Raw genomic sequence first — 17,536 nt, forward strand, 5'->3', positions numbered from 1 at the left:
AGCCCCTTCATGGTGACTCTGCTGCTGATCAAGTGGCTGGCGACCGCGTCAGTGGTGATCGGTGTCTCGTTGGCCGCCGTCCGCCTGGGCCCCGGGATTGGCGGGGTACTGGCCGGCACCCCGATCGTGCTGGGACCAGGTTACTTCTTCATGCTGCGTGAGCAGCCAGGTGGCTTGGTCGCAGATGCCGCGCTGGGGTCATTGCACGCCATGCTGGCCACCCTGGCCTTCTGTCTGGCTTTTGTGCTGGCGTCGGGTCGCTTTGGAGCCTGGGCCAGCGCCGGTATTTCCGCGGGCCTGTGGTGGGTGGCAGCAGCGGTCGCCAATGCGCTACCCGGTGGTGTGGGACTGGCACTGATCGTGTTTCTTGCCTGTCTGGCCATGGCCATGCGACGGCTGCGCTCGCTTCACCTGGCATCGGTGTCGGTATCGGCGCCGGTACGCTGGGTCGATCTACTGCTTCGGGGTTCTCTGGCGGGCGCCATCGTGTGTCTCGCCACGCTGTTGGTCGGCACCTGGGCACCCGCGGTATCGGGCATGGTCCTGAGCTTCCCGATCGGTATGCTTACCATCGCCCTGACCCTGCACCAGCGCTACGGAGCAGCGGCAGCGCGTGCCACCCTGGCCAGCACCCAGCTGGGCATGTTGAGCCTGGTGGCCTTCAGCGCCGTCCTCGCACTCAGTGCCGATACTCTTCCCCCCACGACCGCCTTCAGCCTTGCCGTAGCGGCAGCGTTGGCCACCAGCGGCGCCTTATGGGCGAGGCAGGTGGTGGGCTGGCGCTGCGCGAGGACTTCCAGGAAATCCGGCTAGGCTCATCGATGACATGCAAAAAAAACCCCACCGAGGTGGGGGAAAGAGAGAGACCTGCTTAAGTCTGGTGAGCGATAGCAGGCTTACTCGACATGCCTGATTCTGCAAAAAGCTCTGATGCGCGTTTCCGTAGGGTGTCTCGCTCATTCGTGATTCAGAGGTGTCTCTTAGTCAGGCGTGGTCGGCATTTTGGCCCTGCCATGGCGAGAAGGGCGTCAGTCGAATATGCTGTTGGCCGGCCAAGCCCGGCAGGTGTGTACCTGGCGCGGCACTATAAAGGAAAGAAGAGGTGCTGGCCCCGCCCATTGTCGACTGGAGACACCACCCCATGCGTCATCTTCGTAGCCGAGGCTCCAGGGCCTTGACGGCCGTGCTGGCCGGTACCTTTCTGCTGAGCGGTCTAGCGGCTGGCACCGCCAGTGCGCAGACTCGCCTGACCTACAAGTCGGCGTCTGCCGGCACCGCCTATTACCAGATGGGGGTCGAGCTATCCGAAGCCATCAAGGCCGGTACCGAGGGTGAGGTCACCCTCACCTTGGAAGAAAGCCAGGGATCGGTGCAGAACGTCATGGAAGTGATGGCGCGGCCCGGTAATTATGTCTTCACCTCGCCCCCGGGCCTGGTCAGCAAGGCACGCGAATCCAGCGGCCCGTTCGAGAACCGCAACCATCCGCGCTTCCAGGAGATTCGCGCGCTGTTCCCGATTCCATCACTGACCATGCATTTTGTGGTGGCCGGCGAGCAGGACACCCTGTCGCTGGATGAACTGGCTGGCAAGCACCTGTTGATCGGCCAGGGCTCCTTCGGCGCCAGAGAGGCTGCGCGCTATCTGGACCTGTTCGAGCTTGCCGACCAGGTCGAGGTCGACGACGCCGACGTGGGCAGCGCTCCCGACGCGCTCAAGAATGGCCAGATCGACGCCTTTGCCACCGCGAGTTCTTTCCCCGCGCCCAATGTGATCGAGACAGCGGCGAGCCACGATGTCGGACTGGTGTCCTTCAGCGAGGCCGAGGTGGAGGCAACCGGAGCTGCGCCTCAGATCATTCCCGCCGGTACCTATGCGGGTGTGGATGAAGACGTGCTGACCACGTCACTACCGGTGGTGGCCTATACCACCAGCGCGATGGATGAAGAGACCGCCTACACCCTCACCAAGACCTTCTGGGAACGGCGAGAGGCTATGGCCAAGACGTCCCCCTGGTGGCAGGCCATTTCTCCTCAGATGCTGGCTAACCTCGAGGGACCTCTGCATCCCGGAGCGCTTCGCTACTACGAGGAATCCGGCGTTCAGATTCCTGACGCTCAGCGCTGATCATTCCTTGAGCTGACAGAGTATTCGCCATGAATGCCATTCCCGGCTGCGTGGCGAATACGCGTTTTCCTGGCTCCTCTTTATCGTCTTTCCGTAAAACTGGCCTGGCCACTGCCGCGAAGATCACTTCGGGTAATGGCACCGTCCCTGCTGAAATAGTGATGTCATGAGTTCAAGCGATGCCGCCCGCTCGGCCACCGACAACGACGCCCGACGCACCCTCACGCCTGTGTGGGTGGGCCTGGGTACCCTGTCGGTGGTGTTCCACCTTGGCCTGATCTTCCATGGCCTGACTCCGGCGCTGATCAGTCGCCCTCTGCACATGGCGCTGGTGCTGCCATGGGTACTGGTGTTTTCCGCCCGCACTCGCTGGCAGCATGCCAGCGGCCTAGCACTGACGGCGCTGGGTGTCGCTGCCTGTCTGTTCATCGTCATCAACGAGGATGCCCTGAGCGGCCAGTATGGCTTTATCGATACCCCGTTGCAGATGGCGGTGGGCGTGCTGTTGATCGTCGTCGCGCTGGAAGCCGCGCGGCGTGCGATCGGCTGGCCATTGCCACTGGTGACGGCGTTGGCGCTGGGCTACGCGGCCCTGGGCCAGTATCTACCCGGTGAGTTCGGTCATCCGGGGCTGCCCATGGCAAGCCTAGTGGGCTCGCTGACCATTGCTGAGGGTGGCCTGTGGGGCAAGCTGACCGGGGTCAGCGTGTCGGTGGTCGCCATCTTCGTGATCTTCGGCGCGGTGCTGAATGCCGGTGACGCGGGTCGAGGATTCATGAACCTCGCAGGTGCCGCGGCGGGTCGTCTGACCGGAGGTGGCGCCAAGGTATCGGTGATCTCGAGCGCCTTGATGGGGTCGATCTCGGGCTCGGCCTCGGCCAATGTGGCCTCCACCGGCGCCATCACGATTCCTTCCATGGCCCGGCTTGGCTACCCGCGCTCGCTGGCCGGTGCGGTCGAAGCGGTAGCTTCGTCCGGTGGCCAGATCATGCCGCCGTTGATGGGGGCTGGCGCCTTCGTCATGGTCGAGCTGACCGGGACTCCCTACACCGAGATCATGGGCGCGGCGCTGCTGCCGGCGTTTCTCTACTTCGCCACCGTGTGGATCGGTATCAATGCCTTCGCGACTCGCCATGACTTGAAACCTGTGGCTGCGGAAGATCGCCCGGCGCTGCGTGAGGTGGTCACGACGGCACTGTTCTTTGCGGTGCCCTTCGCGATCCTGCTGGAACGTATCTTTCACGGCGGCAACACGCCCCAGTATGCTGCCAGCGTGGCGATCTTCGCAGGGCTTGCCCTGTTGGCCATGAATGCCGAGCTCAAGGTGTCCGGGAGAGAATTCCGCGCTCGCCTGGCCCAGGCTGCGCTGACGGCTGGTCGCCAGATTGCGGTCATCGGCGCCATAATTCTGTGCGCCTCCCTGGTCATTGGTGTGCTGGCGCTCACCGGGCTGGGGGTCAAGGTGACCTCTGCCATTCTGTCGCTGTCCGGTGGGCAGCTATGGCCGGCGCTGCTGCTGACCGCGCTTGCCTGCCTGGTACTGGGTATGGAAGTGCCGACCACTGCGGCCTATGTCATCTGTGTGTCGGTGGCTGGCCCCGCGCTGACCGAGCTGGGGTTGCCATTGCTGACGGCTCACCTGTTCGTGTTCTGGTTCGCGCTGCTCTCCACCATCACCCCGCCGGTGTGCGGGGCGGTGTTCATCGCTGCTGGCATGGCCGATGAAAACTGGCTCAAGGTCGCGGCCAAGGCCATGGCGCTGGGGGTCGGTCTGTACCTGATCCCGTTGGCCATGGTGGCGCATCCGGCGCTTTTGGATCTTGGCGGTGGGATTGTCCTTGCCCTGGGCACGACCCTTGGCGTGCTGCTTGGCCTTGGGATGACGTCCTACGGACTGATCGGACGCTTCCGCTGGTGGGTCAGGCTGGTGCTGGTGGCGTTGGGGCTTGGCGTGATCTTCGTGCCCTGGCCTGTGCTCTGACCGGTGTTCTTACCGGAGCTCTGGTCTGTACTCTGTCCGGTGCTCTGGTCTGTACTCTGAGCCGTTCTCTGGCTGTTACGACGGGGGCAAGGCCATCGAAAAAACGGTGGTCGTTAGACGATAATTCCTGCATCGATGATGTGATGATGAGTGAGCGACGGGAGCGCAAAAAAGGATAAATAGCTGCTTTTCATGAGCGGCTATTCCGTGCGTTTTATTGTTAAGTTTGTAGGTTCTTCTAATAAAAAATTGTCGCTTTATCGGAAAGTCATTGCGATGTGATGGCTCACGTCGAGGGCTTGGGTAGGATTCTCCTGTGACTACATGGATGTTGCCAGGAGAGGATCTTTCATGCCCATTACGTGCGCTAGATTGGATATTGATCCCTTGTCGATGGCCTGCCATCGAACGCTGTGCCGATGCCAGCAAGGCTGGCATTTATGAGCGATCCCTCCTGGTGGAAGGCGCTACGCGCCTCTTTCGATATTCCGCTGTTACAGAACGAGCGGCTGCTCCAGCTTGAACTGCACGGTGCCACGTTAGCGGGCCCAGCCCTGATCCCCCACCGTCTGGTCGGGCAGGAGCAGATGTCACGCCCGTTCTGCTATCGCCTCGATGTGATCGCCCAGCGAGGCGATATCGAGCTCAAGTCCTTGATGGCCCAGCCCGCCACCATCGCGATTCGTCAGGCCGACGGGCGCTACCGGTCGCTGTCCGGTCTGGTCGAGACCGCGGCGCTATTGGGCGAGGATGGCGGCGTCTTCTACTACCAGCTGACCCTGGTGCCTTGGCTTGCGATGCTGAACCTGGGACGCGACAGCCGCATCTTTCAGGACAAGAGCATCCTTGAGATCATCGAAGACGTCTTTTCTGGCCATGATATCGCCCGGGGCGGCTGGCGCATCGACGTACGTCGCGACTACCTGGCGCGCAGCTACTGCGTGCAATACCGCGAGAGCGACTACCATTTCGTCAACCGCCTGATGGAACAGGAAGGCCTGTTCTACTACTTCGAGCATTCTCAGGGCGATGGCCAGCACATTGGCCACAACGATAGCCACAACAGCAGCCTCAACAACAGCCAGAACGCCGGTAGCCCAAGCGGTGAGACCGCTCTTCACCGTCTGGTGATCACCGACGATGTGGCCACCTGCCAGGCGGTCGCGCCGCGCCAGATTCGCTTTCATCGCCAGGCCGCCACCGAGACCGAAGACGCGCTTACCCAATGGGGCGGACGTCGCCAGCAGCAGGCGACAAGGGTCAGCCTTGCCACCTACGACTACAAGCAGCCTCGCCTGGTCAAGCGCACTGACCTGCTGTCCCGCGACAAGCAGGGTAACCTCTCGGACGAGGAGGTTTACGACGCCCCCGGCGAGTACTACTACCATGACCACTATCACGGCGAGCGGCTGACCGAGCATCGGCTCGCGGCCCTGGAATCTCGCGCCAAGCGCTTCTTTGGCAGTGGCGGCGCCCGCCAGCTTCAGGTCGGTCGCTTCTTCGAACTGACCCAGCACGCTCAACATGACCGCGGCGAGACTACCGAACGCGAATTCCTGGTGTTGGGCCTCAGCCTGTTCGCCGAGAATGCCCTGCCGGTCTCGGCCCACCTCCACACCTTGCCCGGCAGCCTGCAACAGGAATTGCTGGATGCCCGCCGGGCCCACGGACTTGATGACGACAGTCTTCATCGTGACGACTACCAGCGTGCCGGTATCGGCCACTACCTGATGGACCTGGAGGCCCAGCGCCTGACCCAGCCCTACCGCTCGGCGCTGGATCATCCTCGACCTGTCATGGGGGGGCCCCACACCGCCATCGTGGTGGGACCCGAGGGTGAGGAAATCCACACCGACTGGCTCAACCGGGTGAAAGTGCAGTTCCATTGGGATCGGCTGGGGCAGCGGGATTCCCAGTCGAGCTGCTGGCTGCGAGTCAGCGAGGCCAACGCCAGCGCCGGTTGGGGCGGTGTCTTTGTCCCGCGTATCGGCCAGGAAGTGATCGTCAACTTCCTCGAAGGAGACCCGGACCGCCCGCTGATCACCGGGCGCGTCTATAACGGTGATGAACAGCCCGAGTGGCATTCCAACGGTCTGCTATCCGGCTTCAAGTCCAAGACCTACCGGGGTAACACGTACAACGAGCTGGTATTCGATGACGCCACCGACCAGGAGCGGGTTCGTCTTAATTCCGAGCACGCCAAGACTCAGCTGAACCTGGGCTACCTGATCCACCAGCAGGGCAACACCCGCGGCGACTTTCGCGGTACCGGCTTCGAGCTGAGAAGCGACGCCTTTGGCGCTGTACGCGCCCATCAGGGACTGCTGCTGACGACCTGGGGGCAACTGGGCGCGAGCGGTGAACAGCTCGCCCTGGCCCCGGCGTATCAAGAGCTCGCCAGCGCCTGGCAACTCACCGACAGCCTTAGCCAGAGTGCGGAGGAGCACCATGCCGACGCCTTGGCCGCCCGCGCCAACCTGAAGCAAGCCGCCGACGACACCCAGGGCGTGGCGGGGGAGGCCTCCCAGGCCAACGCGTTCGACGGCGGCAGCGCACGCACGGCAAGCCTTGGCGGACGCGGCCAGGCCGGGAGTTTGAAGCAGTCCTGGTTGCACCTGGCGTCTCCTGCGGGCATCGCCGCGAGCACCCCGCAGTCGACCCATTTTGTCCAGGGTAAGTCGCTGAGTGTCACTAGCGGTGAGGACATCAACCTGGCCACGGGCAGGAGCCTGCTGGGTGCGATATCGGAGGCGCTCTCGCTGTTCGTGCAGCGCGCCGGCATCAAGCTGTTCGCCGCCCAAGGCAAGGTCGATATCCAGGCCCAGTCAGATGAGATGGCCCTGACCGCCGAGAAGCAGCTGACCATCACCTCCACCGAGGACAGCGTACACATCGCTGCCGAAGAGGAAATCCTGCTGACCAGCGGCGGAGGCTATATCCGCCTCAAGGATGGGGATATTCAGATCCACGGGCCGGGACTGGTGGACCTGAAGGGCGCGCAGCATAGCTTTGCGGGGCCGACAAGCTTGCAGCAGTTGCTGGCTTCATTGCCCGAGCCTCAAGGAATATTTTCCGAGTTTTTCGTTCTGCGTGACAAGAAGACGAATTTGCCCCTGCGTTTCGCAAAGTACCGGATCGTGACTGCAGAGGGCAGGGCTATCGAGGGTCGTAGTGACGAAGAGGGGCGGACGCAGAAGGTAGTTACCCGTCAACCAGAGCGCCTGAGCATCACGGTTCTAGACCGGCTTGATGACCTGGATGACATTTTTGATGCGCAGGGAGGCGTGTGACATGACAGAGGCTTCGACACTACCCGCTGATACGGAAGATGGTAATGCCCAAACCCGCCTGATGCCGCAAGGACGTGATGTTGCGATTGGAGGCTCGCCGCTGCTGTTCTATGCGGTGGGGCGAGATAAGTTGGTGAGCGTGTCACCCGAGGGAGCTGCGCACTTTATTGAGGAGTGCCGGTTAATGGAGATGGTCGTAGAGGACCACCAGAGTGCCCTTGCCGAACTTTCAGCGGCCAACAGCAACTATGTGGCGCTGATGATGTCGGCCCGCCGTGATCATCGTTTTCTGATGGACAAACAACTTCTTCAGACTGCAATAGTACAGGCGCAGCACAAGGTGGAGGACAAGAACCGAGTACTCAAGAGCGTAATTGAGCCTTTGACCAACCTCAGTAGCGATACCAACAAGGTCATGGAGCTGATACCCATTCGTCGAGGGGAGTCAAGCGCCGAATATTTTCGCCTGGCCTATGTACGCTCGCACATCATCATGGCCTTTGCCGAAGAGATCCTTCTCCCAAGGGGGAACGTCGACGCCAGTGAAAGCGTTATGACAGATGGTCTTGTTGACTGGGAAAAGCTGAGATCTCAGCTGGAAGAATTTGCTACGACCGGCAAGATACAGATCGATTTTCCCTGGTTCGATGACTGGCTGAAAAAGGAAGAGACGACCATTGACCTGTTCAAATGGTCCAAGGCGCTAAACGAAAACTTGAAGTACAGCCATAGCATTGTCAGTGGCGAGGAACATGATCGTGATAGCTATCGTGTTGAGCTATCTGCCGAAGCCCAGTTGATGCGCTGGACATCGGGGGCTAGCGGGCTGTCTGGCGAGATCAATCCCTTTGAAGGCACGGCATTTCTTAAAGCCGATGCTAAGGCCGAACTGGTACTGGCACAGGCCAAGGCAACGGTGGATTTCTATACACCCGTTGGCGGCCTGATGTTGGCCTGCGAACTGCCGGGTGGGCAGGTCATGGACCTGGGCATGATCAGATGTCGAACCTTAATCGCCGGTGCAGGCGGTGTCGGAGCGAGTATCGCCGCTGAACTTAATCTTAACATTGAAGTGAGCGAGGAACGGCTGCAGGCCAATGGCGTGCCTGGTGAATTGGTAAGCTTCGGCCTTCCTGGGGAGCAGCGCGTAATACTCCGAGAAAATGACAGCAATCATGCCGCTAATAACGAGGTATCTGTTGGCATGGAAGCCTTTGCCGGAGGAAAAATGGATGCCTCAATGGGCGTTCAGCTCGAGTGGAAGAGCCCCGAAGAAGGCAATACCTTCCAACCGTTCGCCAAGGCTGTGGCTGGTCGAGGGGTCTTGGCCGGGGCTGGTTTTACCGTAGACTTCCACGTTCGCTATGAAGAGGGGAAATTTCGCATCTCCGCTAGGGCAGGGGCGTGCTTAGGTTTTGGCAGTAAGGGGAAGATCGACTTCGAGGTCGATACAGATTTGTTGATGGAGTTTGTTAAGTGGGTGGTGTACCAACTAAAGAACATTGATTATGGCAAATTGATTTTTATAGACGATGGCGCGTACTACGCTTTATCAAATATAGTAGCGGCTTCATCTGTTAGTGGTGAGGCAGTTTGGAACTACCTTGAAGACAGAGTTAAGGAAGTATCAGATGTTGTTCAGGAATATTTCTATGGAATAGTTGATGGTGCAAATTTAGCCGCACGAAGGGGAGATTTCTCGGAAAAAATTAATGAAGATTTGATGATATTGAAACATACAACGCCCGATGCCAAAGGGATGATTATTTACTGGCTAATGCAAACTAATGCATTTGATAGAATGTATCCTGGTAATCGTGATCTAGAGGGATGGTGGGAAAGCCCAAGTCTTTTTGGATTCATGAATGACCGAAAGGAAGCTGTGATGAATGTTCTTCGCTTGATACAGTCGAAAAGCGAATTAAGGAGCGTAATGAAGAGGGTAGTGCCAAGAGTAGGAGAAGTGATTGATTTGCGGGAAGGTCAGCGTATTGTCGAAGCGTTTCTTGCAAAGGGTGAGAAAAATTTACCTCCACCTCTATCTAGTCATTACGAAAGTGATTTTTTATATCTTCGAGCCAGATTGCGCGAGAATGCTTCTATCGGTACTGAAGTTTATAGAAATGATAGTCGGGATTATTTTACTCAAGCAAGTGTTTCAAGTAATTTTCGAAAGCCGTGCGAAAACATGTCCGATTGCGTAGTTTATTGATGGAGCATGGTTGGAGGAAAACGCCTTGGGCAGCGCGCTCTAGATGTTTTATTAAGTTCTATGGTCTTATTTTTGGTCGTGGGTGCAACGGAATGTATAAATAGTCGGAGATCTGTGTGTCAGACTCCCTCTAGGTTTTTCGTACGCCAAATCAGGTGGGGTTTTACTGCGATTTATGACCAGGTTCGACCGATTTCCCTCTCCAAATTCACTACCTCGAATCACCTTTTCTTCTCCGGATGCTGGCCCCTCTGGGTTGATATTAGCGGATTTTATATAATATCTTCCATCATACCAATCACTAACCCATTCGAAGCCATTCAGTCCCATTTGATATATTCCTAAAGGGTTTGGCGGAATAAGTCCAATTTTCTGCGGCCCTAATAGGGGGGAAGGAGTACTTGCAATAATTTCTTCCCGGGTAGGAAAGTTTTCACCTATTGTTATATAACCATTATTGGTCGCAAAAGGAAGAAATTGCCCCCGGGATCGTGCGGCGTATTCCCACTGCGCCTCGGTAGGAAGTGAAAAGGGAAGCCCTGTCTGTTCGCCGAGCCATTCGCAGTAGTCTCTTGCCTGGAACCAGTCCACACCGGCAGGAACATCGGGCGCCCGATATTCGACGTTTCTACCTTCGACGTTGATCTTTGGCAGCCCTGTCGCCTCTGTATAGATATCGTAGTCGGCGTAGGACACCTGGACTGCAGAGATGGAGTAACTGTCTAGCGTCACTTCGTGTACTGGCTCATCGTCAGTGTCCGCTGTGTAAAACAGGCCTTCGGCCTTGGGGTCAATCGGCCCAAAATCTCCCATCTGGAAGTTGCCGCCTTCAACAAAGATCATGTTGTCCATGGTTTTCTGGATGAGCGCCATAACGGCCTCTTGGTTGACCGGTGAGTCGGCATCCTTGAGGCCTGCGGCTTCTTCCTTTGAAGCACTTCCGTCACACCCGGTCATCACGACGCAAGCAATAATGGGTATGCTGAGTCGATAAAACCTTTCCATGGTTTGGCTCCATTACGATACTTGTGCGACAAAGGTGTGCGCAAAGTAAGCTTACCATTCGGCCTGACAGTGCCTTGTGAGCGATTTCCCACAAATTATTCCGATCTGTGGGTTCCCCTATCTCCTAGGGGGGCGTCATGGCTGGTCAGGTGGGGACAAGTGGGGACTAAGCGTCGACACGTATCGGTGGCCTGAAGGAGTTCTAACTCAACGACGGGGCTTGGGAGTTCGGAGGATGGTAGTGGTGAAGCGGGCCCTTCCCCTGTGTGACTCTCCACCATAAGGAAACACTGAATAAATGCTTGCGCCGCCGATTCGCTGCGTTGCGCGCTGCTCGAACTCCTCACCTATACCGCATAGGCTCCGGGTTCTGCGCTGTGGGCGTCTGGCTCCGCTCGGCTGATGACGTCAGCGCTTCCATCGGGAAAGCGGCAGCAAGTACCTGCCACACCGCTTACGTTATCGAGGTTGATGCATCATGCCGGTTTTTTTCGCGCAAACGTCGTTCTGAAATGCTCCCGTAGGGCGCCACTGTTTCCCAATGCCGGCTCTTGCTGCACCTCATCCATGAGCGGTCGGTTGGCGTACAGAATCCAGGTGTCCAGTGCTGGTCCCAGAGGGCGCAACAGTCGCAGTTGATCTGGGTAGAGGGCCAGGGCCTGTTCGGCGACGATGGCGGCGTCGGCTTGGCCGTCGAGCAGGCCTTCCAGGGCGGCGACGATGGTGGGGGCGTCGCGTTGCTCCAGTCCCGTTAGGTCGGTGTAGTGACGGGTCGCCGGTTGACGCAGGACGCTTGTAGGGTTGGCGACGTCCTTGCGCGCGACCAGTGCCAAGGGCCGGCTTGGGGCAATGAAGCTATCCACGGGAAAGGCGCGGTGCATGAAGCGTCCGACGCAGTCGGCGTGACTGAAATGGGCGCTGACCTGCAACACATAGTCGTGATGCCCGTCCACCAGGTCCTGAAAGGCCTGGGGGAAGTCGTTTACCAGCTGGACGGTCGGCGAGAGTGGGCTGTCTTTACCGCCAAGATCCTGACGCCGGAGCTCAAGATAGCGGGCCAGGATCAAGGCGTGGTTGCTGTCTTCAGGGCCGAGGGTGGCGAAGTTCATGGGGGCTCCGGTAGTGGGCAGACGATAGTGGGGGTACTTCTTTTAGGCGAAAGCTTGCTCCGGGGCAACTCTGGTCGAACTGTCAGGGCGGGCGGTCTCTGGCAGAATACTCCCCCTGACGGACAAGCGAACAAGGAAACTCCATGGCTCACCTGCTGCGCATCGTGATGATCCACGGCCACCTGGAAGGGGTGGTCGAACTGGATGTCGATGGTCACACCAATATCTGTGGCACCAATGCCTCGGGCAAGACCACGCTCCAGCGTCTGGTGCCGGTGTTCTACGGTGAGCTGCCCAATAAGGTGGTACCCAAGACCCGCAAGAAGTTCGACGCCTTCTATCTACCCCACGGCAACAGCTACCTGATCTACGAGTATCGTCGCGAGGCCGGCAATGTCTGTCAGGCGGTGCTGACGCGCAAGTCCGATGGCGGCATCGAGTACCGCTTTATCGGCGCGCCGTATCAGCCCGGTCATTATCTGGTGGAAGCCAACGGTGGCGTGACAGCACTCGGCTACAGCGATTGGGCCAGCCAGTTGAGGCGAGATAACGTGCCGATGTCCGCCAAGTTGACGGCCACCTCGGAGTACCGCGCCGTCATCCAGAACGACTTCACCCATCAGCAGGGCAACCGCAAGGACAGTCTGCGACTGCGCCAGATGGCCGCCCAGTTCAGCCTGGTCAAGCCTGAGCGTCGTATCCGCCATATGGAGAAGTTGATCAGTGCGGTGCACGCCAAAGAGGGCAAGATGGACACCCTCAAGACCATGCTGGCGGCGATTTTCGAGGAGGACGGCGTCGAACTGCCGGTGACGCGCATCCGCAGCACCAAGGCGCGGGAGTGGATCGCTCAGATGCGTCAGTCCAAACGCCTGGAGCCGCTGGAGCGGGCATTGGCGAAGCTGGATGAGCTGGACCATGAGGTTGCCGAGCGCGAGACCATCTTGTGGCAGTTGAAGCCTCAGCTTGAGGCTGACCGCCACCGCTCCGAGCGCACCTTGGCCGACACCGAGGCGGAGATCGCTCGCCGCAAGCAGGAGTTTCAGGAGCGTGAAGCGGAATATGGCCACCTGCGCGACGCCTTGAATGACCGCCTTAGCGAGATGACCAGCGAGCTCGAGCAGACTCAGCGGGAGCTGTCGGATCTGCAGGATACCTTCGAGGCCTTCGAAGAAGCCGACATGCCGGCGCTTGAGCGAGACGTCCAGTCGCTGCCCCAGTGGCGCGACCAGAGTCAGCAATTGCGCGAGCACCTGGCGGTGATGCAGTCCGCCTTTCAGGAGCACCAGTCACGGCTTGAGGGCCGGCTGCGCGAGCTGGCCGATGAGCTGGCCCGCCAGCAGGAGGAGGCCCAGGCCCGCATCGACGAGTTGGGCGAGACCAGGGAAGAGCTGCGCAATCAGCAGTGGCAGCAGCAAAGCGAGCTGGAGCAACGCTACCAGTCCCAGCGCCAGGAGCTCGATGACAGCTACCGTGAACGCCTCGACGCAGGGCTTCAGCGGGTAGCCGAACTGAAGGCGCAGCTGTCGGCCAGTGCCGCCACAGCAGAAGAGATGCAGGAAGCGGAGCTCGCCCAGGCGCGCCTCGACCAGGCCCAGAGCGATCGTGACGCCAGCGGGGAAACCCTGAGTGCCTTGCGCGAAGAGTACGACACGCTCAAGCGCAGTCGAGACCAGGCGGAGCAGGAGCTCAACGACGCCCGTCACCAGCTGGCCAAGGCCGAGGCACACTGCCACGCGTTGCACCAGCAGCGTGATCCCGCGCAAGGCACGCTGCGCCACTTCCTGCGCTACCACCGACCGGGCTGGGAACAACGTCTGGGCAAGGTGATCGCGCCTGAGCTGCTGGAGCGTCGCGACCTGTCACCCAAGGTCGGCGAACACGACCACGATGAGCTGTTCGGCGTCGGGCTCGACCTGGCCGCGGTGGACGTGCCGGAGTACGCCCAGGATGAGGCGAGCCTGGTCGTCGCCATCGAGCAGGCCGAGGCCGCGCTGGTGCGCGCCGAGAACGCCGAACAGGCCGCCGAGCGTCAGATGAAGGCCTGCAACGAGCGGGTACAGTCTGCCGAGGATGCCGTGCGGCGAGCGCGTATGGAGGTCAAGCGTGCCGAGTCGGAGGTGGACTACGCCCGGGATGCGCGCAGCCAGCTGCAGGAGCGCCATGCGCGCCAGCAGAAGACTCGGCGTCAGGCGCTGGAGGAGTCACTGGCCGCTCAGCAGGCGAGTCATGATGACCTCAAGCAGGAAAAAGGTGATGCCCTCGACACTCTGGCCAAGACCCATCAGGCGCAGCTACTGGAGGTGAAGGCCGATGCCCAGAGCCGCCTGGATGGCATCGACGACCAGATCCGCCAGCACAAGCAGTACCTGAGCGACCAGAAGCAGGAGCACCAGCGCCAGCGCCAGGAGCTCGAGGCCGCCTTCGATCGTGAGCTGCAGGAGCAGGGCGTGGACCTGGACTCACTCAGGGATACCAAGGCGCGGCTTGCCGCCTTGGATCAGCGCATCCGCGACACCGCCGGCCGTCAGGAGCAGCTGGAGGACTATCGCCGCTTCATGCGCCTGGACTGGGGGCAGCGCAAGCCGCAACTGGTGGAGAAGGAAACCCGTCTGATTCGTGACAAGGAGACCGCCGAGCGCGAGCGCGAGCAGCGCAAGGCCGAGTTCCAGTCTGCCCGCAGCGCCCACCAGCAGGCGCTGGCGGAGTTGTCCACCCGGCGCAGCACCGAGAGCGGCATCATCGACGCCCTCAAGCCGCTGCTGGTGCAGGTCGAGCAGCTGCCGCTGGACCCCGCTCCGGCGCCCCAGAGTCAGGCACCCGGGGATGTGCACGAGCGTATCGAGCGAGCCCACCGAGCGCTAAGCGAGCGTGCCACCGAAATGGATGCCCTGCGCAAGGGGTGCGAGCAGGTCGAGGGGGAGCTGATCAAGGGCGCCAGCGCTGGCTTTATCGATACCCTGAGCGCCGAGCGCGACAAGCTCCGCGATGAGCTCCAGGGTAGCGCCGACGTCGGTCCTCGGCAGCTGTTGCCGCTGCTGCGCGGGATGCTTACCCTGCTCGAAGACCAGCAACAGCAGCTGGTGCAGCAGGGACGCAACCTGGGGGCGGACCTCGACAAGTTCTTCACCGTCTTTCGTGACCTCAACCGACGCATCAGCGCACAGAGCCGGCGGCTATCCGAGGAGGTGGCCGACGACCTGCGCCTGGAAGGCATCACCAAGGCCGAGGTCAAGATCCAGTCCACCATCGACGAGCTGGGTTTCTGGGAGCCGCTCAAGCGCTTCGCCCAAGACTATCGTGACTGGCAGGACGCCGGTGGCCTGCCCGGAGACGACTACCTCAATGCCCTGGCCGATGTGGTCGACCTGCTGCGCAGCGACCAGCAGTACAGCTTCGAGAGTCTGCTGCGCCTAGAGCTGCACCTTAATGAAGGCGGCACCGACCTGGTGATCAAGAACGACCGCCAGCTGCTCGAGTCGTCGAGCCACGGCATGGCCTACCTGATCTTGTGCAAGTTCCTGCTGGCCTTCACCCGCCTGCTGCGCGGCCAGGCCGAGATCAGCGTGCACTGGCCCATCGACGAGATCGGCACCCTGGCCTATCACAACGTCGAAAAACTGTTCGAGGCCTGTGACAGCAATCACATTCACATCGTCGGCGCCTTCCCCAACCCGGAGTCCGATGTGCTGCTGCTGTTCCACAACCGCTACCTCATCGACCGTGACGCCAGTGATCCTCGCCGCCGTCGACTCAAGCGCATCGAACCCCGGCTCAGCAAGCTGGCCCAGCGACTCAAGCAGCGCAGTGAAGAGGAGCTCACCCTATGATCGAACACGGCCCCCTGCTGGAGCGCCTCTTGGCCGGCGAATTCATCTGCGCGATCAGCGACGAGAGCGCCTTTCGCAAACTTGAAGACGACGACGTTCGCGAGCAGATCGACACCTACCTGCGTCCGCTCAATCGTCGTCTGGCCAGCAACGAGGACCGCAGCGTCCACTTCCTGGCCTGGCGGCAGCTTAACGAAGACGCCCGTGAGCAGCTGTCGCGCCAGCTGGGCGATACCGTCAACAGCCTGCTGCCGCTGCTGGAGTGGCTGCAACTGGTACAGGAAGCGCTGGGCCAGGATGCCCTGGCGGCGCCTGGCGATGTGCTCAAGCCGGCGGAGTTCAGCGCTCGCTGCGAGGACAACCAGAGCCTGCGCGAACGCCTGGAGCGCCTTGCCACCGATCCTTTTTTCGGTTCCCAGAGCGAGCAGCTCGACGCCCAGATGAAGCAGGTGTTCAAGCGACTCAAGGAACACGGCTACCTGCTGCAGCCCCACGCCGATCGTCAGGTCTATCTGGTCACCGGCAAGATCGATTATCTGGTCGAGCTGGTACGCTTCATTCGCGACGAAGAAAGCCTGCCGGTGGATGATGAGGCACCGGCCCGTCAGGAGTCCCTGCTATGAGCGAGGAACACACGCTCGAAAGCCGGTTGATGGCCACCGGCACCGAGCGTCTCTCCTTGCTGGGACGCTACGCCGACGTCCTGATGCAGGGCTACTCCCGTGACGAGGTGCCGCTGGAGCCGCTGACTGACGGCGCCCTGCGCAAGCTGCTGGCGGCGCGCATCCTGTGGCGCCCAGACGAACACGGAGCGGTCAAGCTGACCCCCAAGGTGCGCGAGCTGATCGCCGAGATGCTGGCCGATGAGACCCGCCGCCACGTCAACGCCGACGTCGGTGAGACCCTTGAGCAGATTCGCAACCTGGTGCAGAGCTATCGTGAAGCGGTCAATCGCGGTGAGCACTACCAGCAAGGGCCCCTGATGCTGCGCTTGCGCCAGGAGGTGGACGACCTCAACGGTCGCTTCGCCGACGCCATCGACAGTCTATGGCAGCGCCTCAACAGCGACTTTGGCTTTGTCAGCCGCCTTAACGACAAGATCCGCGAGAACGACCGTGCCCAGAAGCAGATCGTGCGTCTGCTCGACGGCATGGCGTTGATCGACTTCGAAGAGCTGATCGAACTGGTGGGCAGTGATGGGTCGTTGCGCAAGCTGCTGATCAGCCAGCTGCAACAGCAGCTGAGTCTGCATTACACCAACCTGCGTGAGGTGCAGGGGCGGCTGATCGAGCTGATGGCGCGCTTTCGCCAGCAGCAGCAGCAGAGCCGACTGGTGGCCGGTATGGCCGCCTTCCTGCGCGAGCATCCGGGGTTTATTCCCGGCAACTACACCCGCAGAAGCGAGGTGCCAGAGCTGTTCAATCGGGCAAGCCCCTTGCAGGCAGCGGGTTCGGTGGCCCTGGACCACCATCACGACAGCGACACGATCGCCAGCCTGCTGCACGCCTTGCCGGTTGCGGTTCACCGCCCCGAGATCGTCGAGGCCGCCGGCCCCGCCCAGGTGGAGGAACCAAGTCTGGTAGAGGCCCGCCAGCAGGCGCTGAAGCAGGATGTAGAGCGCTTCTACCTGGACGTGGTGGACCGCGGTGCCGCGCCAGACGGGAGGCCAGGAGATGTCAGTGCCCTTGAGTACCTGGCCGATAGCGAGCTCGAATGGGATCAGGAAATCTGGCTGTTTCAGGTTATCGCCGAGTACCAGGGGCTGCCGCGGGAGGAGCAGCGCGCGTTTCGGCTGATCCCCGAGGAAAGCCCGGCAGGTCCCTTCAATGACGTCCAGCTGATTCACGACGTCAGCCTGGTGCTGGCGGTGTAGCGGGCGATGGCGTCGGCGAGACGCGAGCTCAATGCGGGTGGCCGGGGAGAACGCAGGCGGGTTTTGACGCTTCCCTGTTTGTCACCTAAATTGACATATATCTATGTCGTA

Annotated in this window: 10 protein-coding genes; 8 read left to right on the top strand and 2 right to left on the bottom strand. The window is 60.6% G+C overall.

Annotation, left to right across the window (positions count from 1 at the left end):
- Positions 1-9: 9 nt before the first annotated feature.
- The 5 genes from KUW18_RS06190 (at position 10) to KUW18_RS06210 (ending at position 9,608) form a co-directional block, all read left to right on the top strand.
- Positions 10-813 (top strand): hypothetical protein, encoded by an 804-nt coding sequence (locus tag KUW18_RS06190; RefSeq protein WP_206942336.1) that lies wholly within the window; start codon positions 10-12, stop codon positions 811-813.
- A gap of 328 nt (positions 814-1,141) precedes the next feature.
- The gene (locus tag KUW18_RS06195; protein ID WP_206942338.1) at positions 1,142-2,125 is read left to right on the top strand and encodes a TAXI family TRAP transporter solute-binding subunit; all 984 of its coding nucleotides are present in this window, start codon (positions 1,142-1,144) and stop codon (positions 2,123-2,125) included.
- 166 nt (positions 2,126-2,291) lie between these two features.
- Positions 2,292-4,106 carry a TRAP transporter permease gene (locus KUW18_RS06200; RefSeq protein WP_206942341.1) on the top strand — a complete coding sequence of 605 codons (1,815 nt, stop codon included), beginning with the start codon at positions 2,292-2,294 and terminating at the stop codon, positions 4,104-4,106.
- A gap of 440 nt (positions 4,107-4,546) precedes the next feature.
- Entirely contained in the window at positions 4,547-7,396 is a 2,850-nt protein-coding gene (locus KUW18_RS06205; RefSeq protein WP_222561004.1) for a type VI secretion system Vgr family protein, read from the top strand.
- A gap of 1 nt (position 7,397) precedes the next feature.
- Positions 7,398-9,608, top strand: coding sequence for a hypothetical protein (locus KUW18_RS06210; protein WP_222561005.1), 2,211 nt, complete (start codon positions 7,398-7,400; stop codon positions 9,606-9,608).
- A gap of 66 nt (positions 9,609-9,674) precedes the next feature.
- On the opposite strand, the gene KUW18_RS06215 is transcribed toward KUW18_RS06210, so the two are convergent.
- Together KUW18_RS06215 and KUW18_RS06220 are read right to left on the bottom strand one after the other, a co-directional pair.
- A complete protein-coding gene (locus KUW18_RS06215; protein WP_222561006.1) occupies positions 9,675-10,613 on the bottom strand; it encodes a formylglycine-generating enzyme family protein in 939 nt (312 codons plus the stop codon).
- 476 nt (positions 10,614-11,089) lie between these two features.
- On the bottom strand, positions 11,090-11,722 hold the full coding sequence (locus KUW18_RS06220) for a hypothetical protein (RefSeq protein ID WP_261317404.1): 633 nt from the start codon (positions 11,720-11,722) through the stop codon (positions 11,090-11,092).
- A 143-nt stretch (positions 11,723-11,865) separates the two neighbouring features.
- On the opposite strand from KUW18_RS06220, the gene KUW18_RS06225 reads away from it, so the two are divergent.
- The 3 genes from KUW18_RS06225 to KUW18_RS06235 are packed head-to-tail and all read left to right on the top strand — an operon-like array spanning position 11,866 to position 17,425.
- A complete protein-coding gene (locus KUW18_RS06225) occupies positions 11,866-15,552 on the top strand; it encodes an ATP-binding protein (RefSeq protein WP_222561007.1) in 3,687 nt (1,228 codons plus the stop codon).
- Positions 15,549-16,175, top strand: coding sequence for a condensin complex protein MksE (locus KUW18_RS06230; RefSeq protein WP_222484372.1), 627 nt, complete (start codon positions 15,549-15,551; stop codon positions 16,173-16,175). Before KUW18_RS06225 ends, KUW18_RS06230 begins: the two co-directional genes overlap by 4 nt.
- Positions 16,172-17,425, top strand: coding sequence for a hypothetical protein (locus KUW18_RS06235; protein WP_206942371.1), 1,254 nt, complete (start codon positions 16,172-16,174; stop codon positions 17,423-17,425). Before KUW18_RS06230 ends, KUW18_RS06235 begins: the two co-directional genes overlap by 4 nt.
- The last annotated feature ends 111 nt before the right edge of the window (positions 17,426-17,536 follow it).

Origin of the sequence: Halomonas sp. DP5Y7-2 (assembly GCF_019802025.1) — a bacterium.
In the GTDB taxonomy this organism is placed as follows: Bacteria; Pseudomonadota; Gammaproteobacteria; order Pseudomonadales; family Halomonadaceae; genus Halomonas; species Halomonas litopenaei_A.